We start from the raw sequence: 14,620 nt of genomic DNA, 5'->3' as shown, positions 1-14,620 counted from the left end.
TCTCTGTCGGAACCAACGGAGGAAACAATGCTCTCGCTCGTCACCGCCGCCGAACACCAGTACCGCCACGACGTCTGGACGCGCGATCGCGAGATCGCCGTCATGGCCTCGATCCGCGAGCGCCTCGCGCCCGAGCCGGTCGTCGCCGCGTCCGTCGCCGCACCCCTCGAGCGGGTCGCCCCGCGTGCACGTCGCGCGTGGGCGCGCCCGATCGGCCTGCACTCGTCGGCGGAGTGCACCACGGTCTGCGCAACGGCCTGAACACTTACGTCGCCCCGCCCGCGCGGGGCGGGGCGACGTGACCGCTGTTCAGGAGCCTGCGGGACTGTCGGCGTCGCCCGTCGACACCTGCCTCGCAAGCTCCTGGACGTCGCCGTCGGGCAGATCGACGCCCGCCTGCTCCAGGCGCTGATGCAGCACCTCGGCGATCCGCTCCACCGGCTCGGTGCCCACATCGGCGCGCGTCTGCGCGACGATGCCCGAGACCTTGTCGAGCTCGGACGCGTTGTTCTGCGCCATCGCCGGCAGGCGCTGCTCCTGCTCGGTGCCGAGCGCACCCGGCGTGTGCTGCGCCTCGCTCACGGTGAGCGTGTCGCGTCCGTCGTCGTGGCCGTGGTGGTCGCCGTCGTCCACGACCCCGATGCCGACCGCCTCGTGCGACGGCTCGGCGGCGGCCGGCGCGACCCCCTCGGTCGCGACAGGGCCCTGCGAAGAGCCCTCGGTCGCCGCCGGAGGCTCGCCGGCGTCCGCACTCGGCTCGCCCATGGTGGGCGGCGCCGCCGGTGCCTCGCCGCGCTTCGGGTCGTCGGCGCCGGGGGTTCCGGTGGCTCCCTCGGCGTCCTCGCGGTCGGGATAGTTCACTCCCGGCCGCTCGTACTCGTTGCCCGTCGTGCTCATCGTGGCATCTCCTCTCAGGGCTCCTCGCCCCGCTCGGCGTCGGTCGCGAGGTCGGGGTCGGCACCTCGTCGCACCGCCTCCCCCTCGATGGGGTCGTCGGGGCTCAGGGCCGCATCGGTCAGCAGCGTCTCGGCATCGGCGGCCTCGGCGCTGCGCTCGCGCGCCTCGGAATCGTCGTTCTCATCCCAGCCGCCGGCCGGGTCGGCGTCGATGACGCCGTCGGGCAGATCGCGATCCATCGCGGGCTCCTCTCGTCGGCTTCCAGCGTGCCCCGCGACACGTGCCGCCGACACGGGGTTGACAAGACGACGGGGGGATGCCGGGCGCCGCGCCGTCCGGAACGAGCGCCGCGGTCCCGGAGATGGCACGCTGGTTGTCGTGTCGACCCACGAAGGCTCCTCGCCTGCCGCACGCCTCCACGATGTCCTCGCCCGCCACGTCGAATCCGGCACCATGCCGGGAGCCGTCGCGACGATCGGCGCGGAGCTCGACCCGATCGTCGTCGGAGCGGCCTCCGTCGACGGCGCGCCGCTCCGGGCCGATGCGATCTTCCGGATCCAGTCCATGACGAAGACCGTCACCGCCGTGGCAGCCCTGCAGCTCGTGCAGGACGGCAGGATCGGCCTCGACGAGTCCGTCGAGTCGTGGCTGCCCGAGCTGGCAGATCGTCGCGTGCTGCGACACCCCGGGGCGGCTCTCGACGACACTGTGCCCGCGAGCCGGCCGATCACGCTCCGCGACCTCCTCAGCAATCAGTCCGGCTACGGGGTGATCCCGGTGGACTCGCCGCTGCAGCGTGCGATGACGGCGGCCGGCCTCGAACCGACGAACGCGTCAGCCGATCGCGGCGCGCAGGACTGGCTCGATGCGCTGGGAGGGCTGCCGCTCGTGCATCAGCCGGGGCGCGGCTGGCGGTACCACCTGTCGTTCGGCGTGCTGGGGATCCTCTTGGGTCGCGTCGCGGGCACGCGCACGCCCGATCTGCTGAAAACCGCCGTCTTCGAGCCCGCGGGCATGCCCGACACGGCGTACCGCGTGCCGGAGGACCGCGCGGAGCGGCTCCTCCCGGCGTACCGCCGTGATCACGGCGCCCTCGTCGAGGTCGAGCCCGCGGGCGGCGGGTTCCACGTCGGCCCGGAGCCCTTCGACGAGAGTCACTCCGAGCTCGTCTCCACCGTCGCGGACTACCACGCGTTCCTCCGCGCCCTCCTCGACGGCCGGCTGATCGATCCCGACCTGGTGACGCAGATGCGCACCGATCAGGTCGAGGCGTCGGCGAAGACCTCCGACAGCTTCTACCCGGGGTTCTGGGAAGGCACGGGATGGGGTCTCGGTGTCTCCGTGACGACCGAGGGACCGCATCGTGGGCGCTTCGGGTGGTCGGGCGGCTTCGGGACCGACTACTACGTCGACCCGGACGGGACGATCTGCATCGTCATGACACAGGTCGAGATGGACGAGCAGATCCTGGGCCTGCTCGGCGAGCTCCAGGGCGTCGCCGGCTAGCCGCGTCGCTCCGCCAGGATGGTGCCGCGGTCGGGGTTCGCGTCGAACCAGTCGGCGACGTACCAGCACACCGGGATCACCTTGCGGTCTCCACGGCGCTCGAGCTCTGCGACGGCGCGATCGACCATCTGCCCGGCATACCCCTGGCCGCGGAACGTCGGCACCGTGTAGGCGCGCGTCATCGCCACCGTGCGGCCGTCGTCACGGTAGTCCAGGACGCTCACCAGGTCGTCGCCTCGGTGGAGCGTGTAGCGCGAGGCATCCGTCTCGTGGGTGAAACGCAGCTCATTCACCCCGTCAGGGTACGCCCGGCCTCCCCCGCCAGGACGCAGCGCACCGGATGTCGCGGCGATCGCCCGGCGGAGCTTCAGAGTCCGCTCAGCCGCGTGCTCTGCCCCCGGCGTGCGCCCACCCGCGCCTGCGGACGGGGATCCCACACGGAGATTGAGCAATCTGTCACATTCCGCAATGATCGGGCCACGGCATCCGTGCGATTTGACGCATTACGACCAACTCCGTCATAATCGGCCACATGACTGACAACGCACGCTCTCTGTCCGCCTGGGAGGCGAACGGGACTGCCGGCATGATGATGGCCGGTCGCGTTGTCATGTGTTGTCGAATGTGCCACTAGCACGGTGACCCCCGTCGGATCCCGCTTCCGCTTCTGAACTCGGCAAGCACGGGGTCCCCCGAAGCACCGGTTTCGTGCGTCGATCACGCGCACCCGGATCTGCTTCGCACACCGCCCACCGTCGGGCACCAGCCCTCACAGGGCTCCCGGCCGATCGGGCCGCAGCACACCCCGAACCCGCGTGTTCACCGGGTTCCTTCCGCAAGGACCATCATCATGTCGACCTCCGCTCTTCTCGACCGCCCCGCCGCCCCCGCCCGTCACCTCCGAGCCGTCACGGCGCCGACGCCCGTCCAGGCACCCGCGGCACCCACTCCCGCCCCCGCTCCGCAGCAGGCGCAGCCGGCTCGCGCGCTTCCGGCCGGAACCGCGCCGCGCGGCTTCGCCCTCTACGTCGGCATCGACGAGGCGAAGGCCGCCGCCTCCGGCGTGAGCCTCGGCGTCCTCGTCGACGCGCTGCGCCGCACGCTCGCCGACCTCGCCCCCGCCGCCGAGACGTACGCCACCGTGGCGCTCGCCCCGGTCGGCGCGGGCGGCCGCGACGTCGACGTCGTGCGGCTCGCCCTCCACGAGCCGTCGGCGATCGCCCGCACGAAGCAGGACGAGCCCGAGGACGAGGATCGCGGCGCCGGCGGCGTCGTGGTCGACATCTCGCGCAAGCGGGTGCTGATCGACGGCGAGTCCGCGTCGTTCACGTTCAAAGAGTTCGAGCTGCTGCAGTACCTGGTGCTGCGCGAAGGCCGCACCATCGAGCGCACCGAGCTCGTCACGTCGCTGTGGCAGGGTGCCACCGAGGACGAGGCACCCGGCGAGCGCACGATCGACGTCCACGTGCGGCGTCTGCGCGCCAAGCTCGGGCGGTACGAAGACATCGTCCGCACCGTGCGCGGCGTCGGCTACCGCTTCGACCGGCACGCCGACGTCGTCATCCGCTACGGCCACGGCACCCCGTCGCCCGACCGCTTCTGACCCGGGGGCTCGGTTCCGCAGTCAGAAGTCGTGGATCTCAGCGCTCTCTACCCGCGATTCATGACCGCGGAGGGACGAGGGACTCGGTTCCGCAGGCAGAACGGTGGGAGTGAACCGGCGCGGGGTCGCTGAAACCGACTGCGGAACGATGACGGGCGACGAGCAGTCGCGCGGGCGGCGGATGTCGGAGGCCGGCGCGTAGGGTGAGGGCATGACGACGTCGCTCTCGCGCATACCCCGGACGAGGGATGCCGAGCGCTTCGCCGCGCGGACCCCACCGGCCCGCGATCCCCGGCCCGCGCACGAACGGCCGCTCGAGACCGAGTACCGGCCGCGGCACCCGCTCGACCTGCGGCGCACCGTGCTGTACCAGCGGCGGGGTGCCGGCGACCCCACGATGACGGTCGCGGGCTCGGTCATCTGGCGTGCGAGCCGCACTCCGATCGGCGTCGCGACGCTCGCGATCCGCGAGACCCGGCCCGGCGTCATCCGTGCTGCGGCATGGGGCCCGGGACGCGATTGGGCGCTGACCCAGGTGCCGGCGCTGTGCGGCGACGCCGACGACCCGCGCGACTTCGACGCATCGCGTCATCCGCTCATCGCCGAAGCGCACCGCCGCAACCCCGGCCTGCGGCTCTCGCGCACCGATCTCGTCTTCGACGCCCTCGCGAGCGCGATCTTCGAGCAGAAGGTCACCGGCATGCAGGCGTTCGCAGCGTGGCGGCGCGTGGTGACGTGGGCGGGCGACCGCGCGCCGGGGCCCACGCCGACGCCGATGTTCGCCCCGCCGACTATCGAGGGCTGGCAGCGCGTCCCGTCGTGGGTGTGGCATCGCGCCGGCCTCGAGCCGCCGCAGTCGAAGACCGTCGTGCGCGCGGCGCGTCGGGGCGACGCGATCGTGCGTGCGGTCCTGGCCGCCGAGGACGGCGAAGCGGTCGACCGCGTACTGGTGAGCCAGCCCGGCATCGGCCCCTGGACCTCCGCCGAGACCCGCATCCGTGCGCTCGGCGACCCGGACGCGGTGAGCGTCGGCGACTACCACGTCGCCCACGAGGTCGGGTATGCGCTGACCGGCAGGCGGACGGACGACGACGGGATGCTGCGGCTCCTGGCGCCCTGGGCGGGGCACCGTCAGCGCGTCATCCGGCTGATCGGCGCGAGCGGGGTCCGTGAGCCCCGTCGCGGCCCGCGGCTGCACCCCGAGGACCACCGCGACCGCTAAGCGTCGGCGCACGGGTCGTGCGGCGCGGCGGAGCCTCCCTCGGCCGTTGCGGATGTCGGAGGCCAGGACGACACTGGGACGCGCCACGCGGCCGGGCGCGGCATCCGTCGTCCAGATACAGGAGATCGATATGCCCAGCCTCAACCCCTATCTGTCGTTCAAGAACGAGGCCCGTGAAGCCATGACCTTCTACCAGAGCGTGTTCGGGGGCGACCTCGACGTCAACACGTTCGGCGAGTACGAGGGCATGGTTCAGGACCCCTCCGAGAACGACCTCATCATGCATGCGCAGCTGTCGACGCCCGACGGCTTCGTGCTGATGGGCGCCGACACACCCACCGGCATGGAGTATGAGAAGCCGGCCGGCTTCGCGGTCTCGGTCAGCGGCGATGACGAGGCGTCGCTGCAGGGCTACTGGGACAAGCTCGCCGAGGGCGGCACCGTCACGATGCCGCTGGACACCCCGCCGTGGGGCGGCAAGTTCGGCATGCTGACCGACAGGTTCGGCGTCGACTGGATGATCTCGATCGACCCGCAGGAAGGCTAGCGACCGGCTCCGGGTGCGGGCCGGCCGCCGTGGTGGCGGTGGGCCCGGACCCGGATGGTTTCAGGCGTGGGACGAGTCGTCGACCGGAGAGGGCGCGGGACCGAGGCGCTCCAGCTCTTCCCAGAGGTCGTCGGGCACCGGCGTCGCCGCCAGTTCGTCGAGCTGCGCCCGGCGCCCTGGCGTCGCCACCCCCACGATCGTCGAGTCGACCAGCGGCGAGCGAAGGGAGTAGTGCAGCGCGACGGCGGGGAGCGTGATCCCGTGCGCGACGCACACCCGCTCGAGCCGCTCCACCCAGCCGATGAGCTCGGGAGTCGCCGGGCGGTAGTCGTAGATCGCGCCCGGACGAGGACCGGTGACCAGGATGCCGGAGCCGAACGGAGCGGCGTTGAACACCGTCATGCCTCGCTCGTGCGCGTCGGCGAACACGGAGGCTGCGGACTGGTCCACGACCGTGAAGCGGTTGTGGATGAGCACCGCGTCGAAGACGCCCGTCGCGACGTAGCGGCCCACGAGCGGCACGGGCGCCGCCGCGACGCCGATCGCGTCGACCCTGCCGGACTCGCGAAGCTCGATCAGCCCCTCGACGGCTCCGCCCGGCGCCATCGCCTCCTCGAACGTGATGGTGTACGGATCGTGGAGGTGCAGCAGCGGCAGGCGCTCGACGCCCAGGCGCGCCGTCGTCTCGTCGAACGACCGCATGACGCGATCGCGGTCGAAGACACCCGTTCCCGGCTCGCAGTCGACCTTCGAGATCACGCGGGTCGCGGCATCCTCGCCGAGGCGGGCGATGGCGAGGCCGAGGACGGCCTCGGACCGGCCTGCGGCGTAGTTGTTCGAGGTGTCGACGAAGCGATGGCTGCTCGAGAGCAGGTCGACCGCGACCGCGACCGCCGCCTCCTCTTCGGGCGAGCCCGGTTCGGTGTCACGGCCGAGACCGGACGATCCGAGGGTGAGCGGGCTGACGTTGAGTGCCATGGCTTCCGTTCCGTGTCGCGGGTCGAGGATTCCAACCTATCGACGCCGGCTCGTCGCCACCTGGCCGCCACGGCCCTAGGCTTTCGCCATGACCACGACTCGCAAGGGCTGGACCCGCGGCCACACCGGCTGGGCCTTCGGCACGGCGCTGATCTTCACGCTCGGCATCGTCTTCGGGCTCATCTGGAACAACGTGCTGCTCGGCCTCGTGCTGGCGGCGGCGGTGTCGATCGGGTGGCTCATGGCCTACGAATCCTGGCGCGGCCGCAACGTCGGACTCGAGAACCGCGACGACGACGGCGCGCAGCTCTGACGGACGCCTCTGTTCCTCGGCACGCGCGCGTCGTATCGTGAGCGCCAAGGAGGTGGTCCGCATGCAAGCTAGCGTCGGTGACCGGGTGGTCATCCACGGTCGCGTCGTGGGAGCGGCCGAGCGTGCAGGCGAGGTGATCGAGGTGCGCGGGAGCGCCGACAACCCGCTCCTGGTCGTCCGTTACGACGACGGGCACGAGGCGATCCTGTCGCCAGGCAGCGACTGCGAAGTCCGGCACGCGTCCTGACCGCCGCAGCCGGCGTCACATGACGTCGTGATTCTCGAGCGATTCGAGCATTAGGTTAGGCTTACCTACATGCCGAAGAGAACTCGCCTGCTCCTGCCCTCTGCCGCCGCCCTGAGCGTCACCGCTCTCGCCCTGACCGCGTGCGCGTCCCCCGCTGCGTCGGGCGACACGCCTGCCGAGACGAGCGAGACCGCGACCGTCGTCGTCGAGAACGCCAAGCCGACGCTCACTCTCGTCGAGGAGGGCGGCGAGTCCTCCTACCAGGAGGACCTCGAGACCGCACGCGAGTCCGTCGAGGTCGCGGCGAACCCCACCGCGGTCGTCACGTTCGACATCGCGACCCTCGACACGCTCGACGCGATCGGCGCGGGCGACGCCGTGGTCGGCGTCCCGGACGTCGTCCTCCCCGACTACCACTCGGAGTACGCCGACCTGCCGAAGGTCGGGACGCTGTTCGAGCCCGACTTCGAGGCGGTCGCAGAGCTCGAACCCGACCTCATCGTCACGGCGGCTCGCAGCACGGGTCAGTACGACGAGCTGTCCGAGATCGCCACGACGATCGATCTCACCGGCGCCTACGCCGGTACCTTCGACCCGAGCGCCGGCCTCGAGCGGGCCGCGCAGCTGGGCGAGGTCTTCGGCAAGCAGGACGAGGTCGCGACGCTCACCGCCGAGATCGAAGAGCTCGCCTCGACCATCGAATCGGAGGCGGAGGGCACGGCGCTCGTGCTGTCGGTCTCAGGCGGCGAATACGGGGCGTTCGGCGAGGGATCGCGCTTCGGGTACTTCTACGACGAGCTCGGATGGACCCCCGCCGTCGCCGCCGCCGACCTGCCCGGAGCCGAAGGGTCGCCGCACGGCGACACGGTGACCAACGAGTTCATCCTCACCGCGAACCCCGACTGGATCTTCGCCTTCGACCGCGGTGCGGCTGTCGGTGAAGGCTCAAGCGCCGAGGAGACACTCGACAACGAGCTCGTCGCGCAGACCACCGCCGCGCAGGAGGACCACATCGTGTACCTCCCCGCCGGTGAGCTGTACATCGTGATCAATGGCCTGACGGCGATCGAGAACGTGCTGACCTCGGTCTCCGACGCCATCGCGGGCTGATCCGCCATGCCGCACGTCCGCCCCGAGGGGAGCGCCGAGCACTGACCCGGGTCTCCCTCTCACCCACCGCGTGGATCGTCGCGGGGGTGGCCGCCGTGGCCGCCCTCGCGACGGTCTCGCTGTTCGTCGGCGTCGCCGAGCTCGACGGCTTCATCCTGTTCGCGAGCCGGATCCCGCGCACCGTCGCCCTCATCCTCGCGGGCGCCGCCTTCGCGATCACCGGCCTCATCATGCAGCTGCTGGTGCGCAACCGGTTCGTCGAGCCGGGCACGACGGGGGCGACGGATGCCGCGAGCCTGGCGCTGCTCGCCGTCCTCTTGTCCGTCCCCGGGCTGCCGATCTGGGGAAAGGCGATCTTTGCGGCGCTCGGGGCGCTCGTCGGCGTCTTCGGCTTCCTCGCCCTGGTACGCCGGATCCCCTCGCGCTCGAGCGTGCTCGTGCCGATCGTCGGGATCCTCTACGGCGGCGTCATCGCGGCGGTCACGACTTTCATCGCGTACCGGACGAACATGCTGCAGGAGCTGCTGAGCTGGAGCGTGGGCGACTTCTCCGGCATCCTCCGCGGTCGCTACGAGATCCTCTTCTTCGCCGCGGCGGCGGCCCTGGTCGCATGGATCGCCGCGGACCGCTTCACGGTCGCGGGTCTCGGCGACAGCGCGGCACGGGGGCTCGGGCTCGACACCCGCGCGGTGATGGGCCTGGGCGTGACGATCATCGCGGTGGTCACCGGCATTCTCATGGTCATCACCGGCACGCTGCCGTTCCTGGGCCTCATCGCCCCGAACATCGTCAGCCGACTCATCGGCGACAACATGCGCCGCGCGGTTCCGCTGGTCGCGCTCCTCGGCGCGGCGATCGTGCTGCTGTGCGATGTCATCGGGCGGGTCGTGCGCTTCCCATTCGAGCTTCCCCTCTCGGTCGTCATGGGCGTGATCGGCGGCGTGGTCTTCCTCTGGCTGCTGCTCGGCACCGCGCGCCCCTCCGACGCGGCACGGGTGCGTCGCCGCCCTGTGCGTGAGCGGCAGGAGGCGGTCCGATGACCATGACGTTCCTCGACGGCGCACGCGTCGCGAGCCGGACGCTCCGGCATCCCGTGGGCGCCCTGCTCGTCCTCACGGCGCTCGCCGTGGTGATCGTCATGGTGTACCTGCTCACCGGCCTGCCCGGCAGCTGGGAGTACGCGCTCGGCCTCCGCGTGCGGACCATCGCGGGCATGGTCATCGCCGCGGCCGCCGTCGGCGCGGCGACCGTGCTCTTCCAGACCATCACGTCGAACCGGATCCTCACGCCGGGCATCATGGGTTTCGACGCGGTGTTCCTCGCGATCCAGACGGTCGTGGCGTTCGCGATCGGGCCGGTCCTCCTCGTGTCCGCTCCCCCGCTCGCATCGTGGCTCGTCGAGCTGGCCCTGATGGGCGGATCGATCGTCCTGCTCTACTGGTGGCTGTTCCTTCGACGCCGGCTCGACCTGCATGTGATCGTGCTCGCGGGGCTCGTGCTCGGCGTGCTGTTCCGATCGGTGACCGGGTTCCTGCAGCGCCTGCTCGACCCCGACACGTTCGCGATCCTGCAGGACCTGACGTTCGCCAGCTTCACCTCGGTCGACCGTGAGCTGATCGTTCCCACCGGCGTGCTGGTCGCGGTCGCGCTCGCGTCGCTGTGGCCGATCCGCCGGCAGCTCGACGTGCTCTCGCTCGGCGAGAGCACCGCGATCTCGCTGGGCGTCGCACACCGGCGCGTGGTGATGCACGTCGTCGTGGCGATCGCCGCGATGGTCGCGGCATCCACCGCCCTCGTCGGCCCGGTGACCTTCTTCGGGCTGATCGTCGCGAACCTGGCCTACGGCGCCGTCGGCCACCGGCACGTGCGCAGCGTGCCCGCCGCGATCGCGATCGGGGTGATCGCGCTCGTGGGCGGTCAGCTCATCCTCGACCGGCTGCTCGGGTTCGGCACCGAGCTGCCGATCGTGATCGAGTTCGTCGGCGGCCTGTTCTTCATCGTCCTCGTGCTGTCCGGGAAGGCCCGCTGATGATCCGCATCGACTCGGTGGTCAAGCGCCACGGCGCCGTCGTCGCCGTCGACGACGTCACCCTCGACATCCGTCCCGGCCTCACCGCCATCATCGGCCCCAACGGCGCGGGCAAGTCCACGCTGCTGTCGGCGATCGGGCGGCTCGTCGGCGTGGACCACGGTGCGATCTCGGTAGACGGCCGGGATGTGCACTCCACGAGCACGCGCGAGCTCGCGCGCCGCCTCGCGATCCTGCGGCAGGACAACCACCTTGCGATCCGGCTCAGCGTCGACGACCTCGTCGCCTACGGCCGGTTCCCGCACGGCGGATCGGGGCGCAGCGCCGAGGATCGCGCGCAGATCGAGCACGCGATCGAGTTGCTGGACCTCGAGGCGGTGCGCGGCCGGTTCCTCGACGAGCTGTCGGGCGGTCAGCGCCAGCGGGCGTTCGTCGCGATGGCGCTCGCCCAGCACACCGACCACCTGCTGCTCGACGAGCCGCTCAACAACCTCGATCCGCGTCACGCGGTGACGCTCATGCGGCTGCTGCGCCGACTTGCCCACGAACGACGGATGACGGTGGTCGTGGTGCTGCACGACATCAACGTCGCCGCGCAGTACGCCGACGACATCGTGGCGATGCGCGACGGACGGGTCGAGCACCACGGCCCGGTCGCCGAGGTCGTCACCGAGGAGCGCCTCGCCGCCCTGTACGACACCCCGGCGCGCGTCGTCGAGATCGAGCGCCGCCCCGTCGTGCTGTGGGAATGACTCCCACCTCTCACCGAAGGAACACCACAATGACCACTTCCACGTTCACGCTCGAGCCCGCGGGCCTCGAGCTGCGATTCCGCCGCGTGACCCTGGCGGCCCGAGACTGGCTGACGGATTCGTACGTGCGCGTGCGCCTCGAGGGTGCCGAGCTGGCGGGGTTCACGTCGCTCGGCGCCGACGATCACCTCCGCATCTTCTTCCCGGACGGCGATCCGCAGACGGTCGACGAGCTGCGGGCCGCGCCCAGTCGCGAGTACACGCCGCTCGCGTGGGGCGAGGACTGGCTCGAGCTGGAGTTCGCGATCCACGGGGACCCCGCAACAGGCACGGCCGGTGTCGCCGCCGCGTGGGCGGCCACCGCGCAGCTCGGCGCGACGGCGGGAATCGGAGGCCCCCGCGGGTCGAAGGTGCTGCACGGCCGTCCCGACGCCTGGTTCCTCGCCGGCGACGAGACCGCGGTGCCCGCGATGCGCCGCTCCACGCGCGCGATGGACGCCGACGCGGTCGGTCGCGTGATCGTGGAGGTGACGGATGCCGCGCACGAGCTGCCGATCGACGCCCCGGCGGGGATCGTGGTCGAGCAGGTGCACCGCGGTGACGCGGCGGCCGGGTCCGCACTCGCCGCGCGCCTGGACGCGATCACCGCGGACGAACGGCCGGACGGGTCGGTGTTCGGCTTCGTCGCGGCGGAGCAGTCGATCGTCAAGCCCGGGCGCGCCCTGCTGCTCGACCGCTGGGACCTCGACGCCGATCAGATCATCGTCAAGGGCTACTGGAAGCGCGGCGAGACGGAGTACCACGCACCCCACTGATCGTCGATCGCCGGACTAGCGCCACTGGGTGAGCTTGTCGGGGTTGCGCACGAGGAACACATCGGTGATGAGTCCGTTCGCGACCGCGACCGAGATGACGGTGTCGGGACGGCCTCCCACGGTCGCGAGGAATGCGAGACCGTCGGCGGTCTCGACCGGCTCGAGCACGGCGTCGGGCTCGAGCCGCGGCAGTCCGAGCAGGAACCGCGCGACGCGGTCCGCACCGACGACCGGACGCCGCGCGGCCGACACGCGGCCGCCGCCGTCGCTGCGTGCGACGACGCCCGGGTCGAGCAGGGCCACGAGGGCGTCGAGGTCACCTGTCGCGGTGGCGGCGGCGAACGCCTGCGCGACCGCGTCATGCTCCTCACGGCTCGCGGCGCCCGCGCGACGCTCGCGCACGTGGCGCCGAGCCTGCGAGGCCAGCTGGCGCGCGGCATCCGGACTGCGCCCGACCGTCTCGGCGATCTCGGCGAACGGCACACCGAAGACGTCGTGCATCACGAAAGCGACACGCTCGGCCGGAGTGAGCGACTCGAGCACGACGAGCAGCGCCGTCGACACGGCATCATCGAGCGTCACGCGATCGAGGGGGTCGACGGCGACGGATGCCGCGATCGGCGAGTCCCCCGGCACGGGCTCCGGCAGCCACTCGCCGACGTACCGCTCGCGGCGCGCCCGCGCCGATCCCAGCATGTCGAGGCACACCCGGCTCGCCACCCTGGTGAGCCACGCGCCGGGATTCTCGATCCCGGCGCGCTCGGCATCCGTCATGCGATACCAGCGGACGTACGTCTCCTGGACGGCGTCCTCGGCGTCGACGACCGTCCCGAGCATGCGGTAGGCGAGGGCCAGCAGGGTGCGCCGCTCGCCCTCGAGCACGTCGATCTCGTCCATGCGCCGCCTCCTCGCAGTGTTCGACGACGCCGCGGGCGCGGATGTGAGCCGTCACCTCACATTCTGGCGAGCCACGTCGTCGGATGAGCATGACCATCCCGCAGAGCCCTTCGAATCCCCTCACCATCGCCGTCGCCGGCGGAACCGGCGTCGTCGGCCACCACGTCGTCCAGGCCGTCCGGGACGCCGGTCACCGGGCCGTCGTCCTCAGCCGGCGCGCCGGCGTCGACCTCACGACCGGCGCAGGCCTCGACACCGCGCTCGAGGGCGTCGACGCCGTCGTCGACACCGCGAACGTGTCGACCCTCTCGGCCGACGAGGCCACGCGATTCTTCACGACCGCCACCGGGAACCTCGTCGTGGCCGCCGAACGGTCCGGCGTCGGCCATGTCGTGCTGCTGTCGATCGTGGGGATCGACCGGATGCCGCACGACTACTACGCCGGCAAGGTCGCGCAGGAGCGCGTGATCGAGGCGTCGCGCTTGCCCTGGACGATCCTGCGCGCGACGCAGTTCCACGAGTTCGCGGCGCAGCTGTTCGAGCGCGCCAAGCTCGGTCCGCTGCACGTGGCACCGCGTGCGCGCGTGCAGCCCGTCGCCGCCCGCGAGGTCGGCGCGCGCCTGGCGGAGCTGGCGGCCGGCCCGGCACAGGGCCGTACTGCCGACCTCGGCGGACCGCGCGAGGAACGCCTCGACGACATGGTGAAGGCGTACGCGCGGCACATCGGCCACCGCGGCTGGATCCCCTCCGTCAACCTTCCCGGCGGGCAGATGAAAGGCATGCGCGCCGGTTACGCGCTGCCGGGGCGTGACGCGACGCTCGGGACGCAGACGTTCGCGGAGTGGCTCGACGCACTCGGCTGACACGAGATCCGCGCCCGGGCGCTTCCCTCGCCGGTGGCGGTCCGCGACGATGGAGGTCCGCACACGACTTCGATGAGAGGACGACGTGAAGCTCGCGGTCGCCGGCGGCACCGGGCTCACCGGCGCCCACCTCGTAGACATCGCCCGCGCCCACGGGCATGAGGTGGTCGTCCTCTCACGACGCACGGGCGTCGAGCTGCTGAGCGGGGCCGGACTCGCGGGCACGCTCGACGGGGTCGACGCCGTCGTGGACGTCACCAACGTCACGACGAACAAGCCCGATGTGTCGGTGTCGTTCTTCGCCGGCGCGACGAAGAGCCTGCTCGCCGCCGAGCGCGCGGCGCACGTGCCGCACCACCTCGCGCTCACGATCGTGGGGGCGGATGCCGCGCCCGACGGCTACTACGCCGGCAAGCTCGTCCAGGAACGACTGATCGCCACGGGCGACGTGCCGTGGACGGTGCTGCGCGCGACGCAGTTCCACGAGTACGCGGCGCTGGTGTTCCATCGCGGACGGGCCGGCGCGCACGTCGCCCCACGCGGGCGCGTGCAGCCGGTCGCCGCACGCGAGGTCGCGGCGTACCTCGTCCATCTCGCCGAGCGCGCGCCGGCGGGCCGGGCGCCCGAGCTCGCCGGACCGCGCGAGGAGGACCTCTCCGACATGGTGCGCCGCTACGCGCACGCGATCGGCTACCGCGGGCCGGTCCCCGCAGTGAACGCACCGGGCGCCTGGGGGCACGCGCTGCGAGGCGGTGCGCTGCTTCCGCGGCAGGGTGCCGTGCTCGGCGAGCAGACGTTCACCGAATGGCTCGACGCGCTTCCCGACGCGTGACGGCGGGGC

19 protein-coding genes are annotated in these 14,620 nt (G+C 71.7%); 14 read left to right on the top strand and 5 right to left on the bottom strand.

Annotated elements, in window-relative coordinates; translation table 11 throughout:
• Window positions 1–27: 27 nt before the first annotated feature.
• On the top strand, window positions 28–261 hold the full coding sequence (locus AC3ANN_RS02845; RefSeq protein WP_488339506.1) for a hypothetical protein: 234 nt from the start codon (window positions 28–30) through the stop codon (window positions 259–261).
• Between the two features lie 48 nt (window positions 262–309).
• Here AC3ANN_RS02845 and AC3ANN_RS02840 read toward each other — a convergent pair whose 3' ends face one another.
• Both AC3ANN_RS02840 and AC3ANN_RS02835 read right to left on the bottom strand, forming a co-directional pair.
• Entirely contained in the window at window positions 310–897 is a 588-nt protein-coding gene (locus AC3ANN_RS02840) for a hypothetical protein (RefSeq protein WP_488339505.1), read from the bottom strand.
• A gap of 14 nt (window positions 898–911) precedes the next feature.
• Complete coding sequence (locus AC3ANN_RS02835; RefSeq protein WP_488339504.1) at window positions 912–1,136, bottom strand: hypothetical protein; 225 nt, start codon at window positions 1,134–1,136, stop codon at window positions 912–914.
• A gap of 139 nt (window positions 1,137–1,275) precedes the next feature.
• Between AC3ANN_RS02835 and AC3ANN_RS02830 the strand changes: the two genes are divergently transcribed.
• Entirely contained in the window at window positions 1,276–2,403 is a 1,128-nt protein-coding gene (locus AC3ANN_RS02830; RefSeq protein ID WP_488339503.1) for a serine hydrolase domain-containing protein, read from the top strand.
• Here the strand turns inward: AC3ANN_RS02830 and AC3ANN_RS02825 are convergent.
• Entirely contained in the window at window positions 2,400–2,696 is a 297-nt protein-coding gene (locus AC3ANN_RS02825; RefSeq protein WP_488339502.1) for a GNAT family N-acetyltransferase, read from the bottom strand. The genes AC3ANN_RS02830 and AC3ANN_RS02825 overlap by 4 nt on opposite strands.
• A gap of 557 nt (window positions 2,697–3,253) precedes the next feature.
• Here AC3ANN_RS02825 and AC3ANN_RS02820 point away from each other — a divergent pair.
• The 3 genes from AC3ANN_RS02820 to AC3ANN_RS02810 all read left to right on the top strand — a co-directional run bounded on the left by AC3ANN_RS02820 (window position 3,254) and on the right by AC3ANN_RS02810 (window position 5,775).
• Window positions 3,254–4,006 (top strand): winged helix-turn-helix domain-containing protein, encoded by a 753-nt coding sequence (locus AC3ANN_RS02820; RefSeq protein WP_488339501.1) that lies wholly within the window; start codon window positions 3,254–3,256, stop codon window positions 4,004–4,006.
• A gap of 211 nt (window positions 4,007–4,217) precedes the next feature.
• Window positions 4,218–5,228, top strand: coding sequence for a DNA-3-methyladenine glycosylase family protein (locus AC3ANN_RS02815; protein ID WP_488339500.1), 1,011 nt, complete (start codon window positions 4,218–4,220; stop codon window positions 5,226–5,228).
• Window positions 5,229–5,358: 130 nt separating this feature from the next.
• Window positions 5,359–5,775 (top strand): VOC family protein, encoded by a 417-nt coding sequence (locus tag AC3ANN_RS02810; RefSeq protein ID WP_488339499.1) that lies wholly within the window; start codon window positions 5,359–5,361, stop codon window positions 5,773–5,775.
• A gap of 60 nt (window positions 5,776–5,835) precedes the next feature.
• Here AC3ANN_RS02810 and AC3ANN_RS02805 read toward each other — a convergent pair whose 3' ends face one another.
• On the bottom strand, window positions 5,836–6,753 hold the full coding sequence (locus AC3ANN_RS02805; protein ID WP_488339498.1) for an aldo/keto reductase: 918 nt from the start codon (window positions 6,751–6,753) through the stop codon (window positions 5,836–5,838).
• Between the two features lie 88 nt (window positions 6,754–6,841).
• On the opposite strand from AC3ANN_RS02805, the gene AC3ANN_RS02800 reads away from it, so the two are divergent.
• From AC3ANN_RS02800 to AC3ANN_RS02770, 7 genes are all read left to right on the top strand, one after another.
• Complete coding sequence (locus AC3ANN_RS02800) at window positions 6,842–7,066, top strand: hypothetical protein (RefSeq protein ID WP_488339497.1); 225 nt, start codon at window positions 6,842–6,844, stop codon at window positions 7,064–7,066.
• Between the two features lie 61 nt (window positions 7,067–7,127).
• Entirely contained in the window at window positions 7,128–7,313 is a 186-nt protein-coding gene (locus AC3ANN_RS02795; RefSeq protein WP_488340894.1) for a DUF1918 domain-containing protein, read from the top strand.
• A 69-nt stretch (window positions 7,314–7,382) separates the two neighbouring features.
• Window positions 7,383–8,423, top strand: coding sequence for a siderophore ABC transporter substrate-binding protein (locus AC3ANN_RS02790; RefSeq protein WP_488339496.1), 1,041 nt, complete (start codon window positions 7,383–7,385; stop codon window positions 8,421–8,423).
• A gap of 86 nt (window positions 8,424–8,509) precedes the next feature.
• Window positions 8,510–9,463 (top strand): ABC transporter permease, encoded by a 954-nt coding sequence (locus AC3ANN_RS02785; RefSeq protein ID WP_488339495.1) that lies wholly within the window; start codon window positions 8,510–8,512, stop codon window positions 9,461–9,463.
• Window positions 9,460–10,452, top strand: coding sequence for an iron chelate uptake ABC transporter family permease subunit (locus AC3ANN_RS02780; protein WP_488339494.1), 993 nt, complete (start codon window positions 9,460–9,462; stop codon window positions 10,450–10,452). The genes AC3ANN_RS02785 and AC3ANN_RS02780 overlap by 4 nt, the downstream gene beginning before the upstream one ends.
• A complete protein-coding gene (locus AC3ANN_RS02775; RefSeq protein WP_488339493.1) occupies window positions 10,452–11,204 on the top strand; it encodes an iron ABC transporter ATP-binding protein in 753 nt (250 codons plus the stop codon). Before AC3ANN_RS02780 ends, AC3ANN_RS02775 begins: the two co-directional genes overlap by 1 nt.
• A gap of 29 nt (window positions 11,205–11,233) precedes the next feature.
• Complete coding sequence (locus AC3ANN_RS02770; RefSeq protein ID WP_488339492.1) at window positions 11,234–12,019, top strand: siderophore-interacting protein; 786 nt, start codon at window positions 11,234–11,236, stop codon at window positions 12,017–12,019.
• Window positions 12,020–12,034: 15 nt separating this feature from the next.
• Here the strand turns inward: AC3ANN_RS02770 and sigJ are convergent, their stop codons facing one another.
• Window positions 12,035–12,916 (bottom strand): RNA polymerase sigma factor SigJ, encoded by an 882-nt coding sequence (sigJ, locus tag AC3ANN_RS02765; RefSeq protein WP_488339491.1) that lies wholly within the window; start codon window positions 12,914–12,916, stop codon window positions 12,035–12,037.
• A gap of 89 nt (window positions 12,917–13,005) precedes the next feature.
• Between sigJ and AC3ANN_RS02760 the strand changes: the two genes are divergently transcribed.
• Together AC3ANN_RS02760 and AC3ANN_RS02755 are read left to right on the top strand one after the other, a co-directional pair.
• A complete protein-coding gene (locus tag AC3ANN_RS02760) occupies window positions 13,006–13,779 on the top strand; it encodes an SDR family oxidoreductase (RefSeq protein ID WP_488339490.1) in 774 nt (257 codons plus the stop codon).
• 85 nt (window positions 13,780–13,864) lie between these two features.
• The gene (locus AC3ANN_RS02755) at window positions 13,865–14,611 is read left to right on the top strand and encodes an SDR family oxidoreductase (RefSeq protein ID WP_488339489.1); all 747 of its coding nucleotides are present in this window, start codon (window positions 13,865–13,867) and stop codon (window positions 14,609–14,611) included.
• The last annotated feature ends 9 nt before the right edge of the window (window positions 14,612–14,620 follow it).

This window comes from Microbacterium sp. STRO-2N, assembly GCF_057747775.1.
Note: the sequence above shows the minus strand (reverse complement) of the source record. Positions and strands in the feature narration are given on the sequence as shown.

Bases quoted from the DNA above. Each gene is read 5' to 3' on its own strand.
- AC3ANN_RS02845 (WP_488339506.1), top strand. From the start codon at position 28: ATGCTCTCGCTCGTCACCGCCGCCGAACACCAGTACCGCCACGACGTC.
- AC3ANN_RS02840 (WP_488339505.1), bottom strand. From the start codon at position 897: ATGAGCACGACGGGCAACGAGTACGAGCGGCCGGGAGTGAACTATCCC.
- AC3ANN_RS02835 (WP_488339504.1), bottom strand. From the start codon at position 1,136: ATGGATCGCGATCTGCCCGACGGCGTCATCGACGCCGACCCGGCCGGC.
- AC3ANN_RS02820 (WP_488339501.1), top strand. From the start codon at position 3,254: ATGTCGACCTCCGCTCTTCTCGACCGCCCCGCCGCCCCCGCCCGTCAC.
- AC3ANN_RS02815 (WP_488339500.1), top strand. From the start codon at position 4,218: ATGACGACGTCGCTCTCGCGCATACCCCGGACGAGGGATGCCGAGCGC.
- AC3ANN_RS02810 (WP_488339499.1), top strand. From the start codon at position 5,359: ATGCCCAGCCTCAACCCCTATCTGTCGTTCAAGAACGAGGCCCGTGAA.
- AC3ANN_RS02805 (WP_488339498.1), bottom strand. From the start codon at position 6,753: ATGGCACTCAACGTCAGCCCGCTCACCCTCGGATCGTCCGGTCTCGGC.
- AC3ANN_RS02800 (WP_488339497.1), top strand. From the start codon at position 6,842: ATGACCACGACTCGCAAGGGCTGGACCCGCGGCCACACCGGCTGGGCC.
- AC3ANN_RS02795 (WP_488340894.1), top strand. From the start codon at position 7,128: ATGCAAGCTAGCGTCGGTGACCGGGTGGTCATCCACGGTCGCGTCGTG.
- AC3ANN_RS02790 (WP_488339496.1), top strand. From the start codon at position 7,383: ATGCCGAAGAGAACTCGCCTGCTCCTGCCCTCTGCCGCCGCCCTGAGC.
- AC3ANN_RS02780 (WP_488339494.1), top strand. From the start codon at position 9,460: ATGACCATGACGTTCCTCGACGGCGCACGCGTCGCGAGCCGGACGCTC.
- AC3ANN_RS02775 (WP_488339493.1), top strand. From the start codon at position 10,452: ATGATCCGCATCGACTCGGTGGTCAAGCGCCACGGCGCCGTCGTCGCC.
- AC3ANN_RS02770 (WP_488339492.1), top strand. From the start codon at position 11,234: ATGACCACTTCCACGTTCACGCTCGAGCCCGCGGGCCTCGAGCTGCGA.
- sigJ (WP_488339491.1), bottom strand. From the start codon at position 12,916: ATGGACGAGATCGACGTGCTCGAGGGCGAGCGGCGCACCCTGCTGGCC.
- AC3ANN_RS02760 (WP_488339490.1), top strand. From the start codon at position 13,006: ATGACCATCCCGCAGAGCCCTTCGAATCCCCTCACCATCGCCGTCGCC.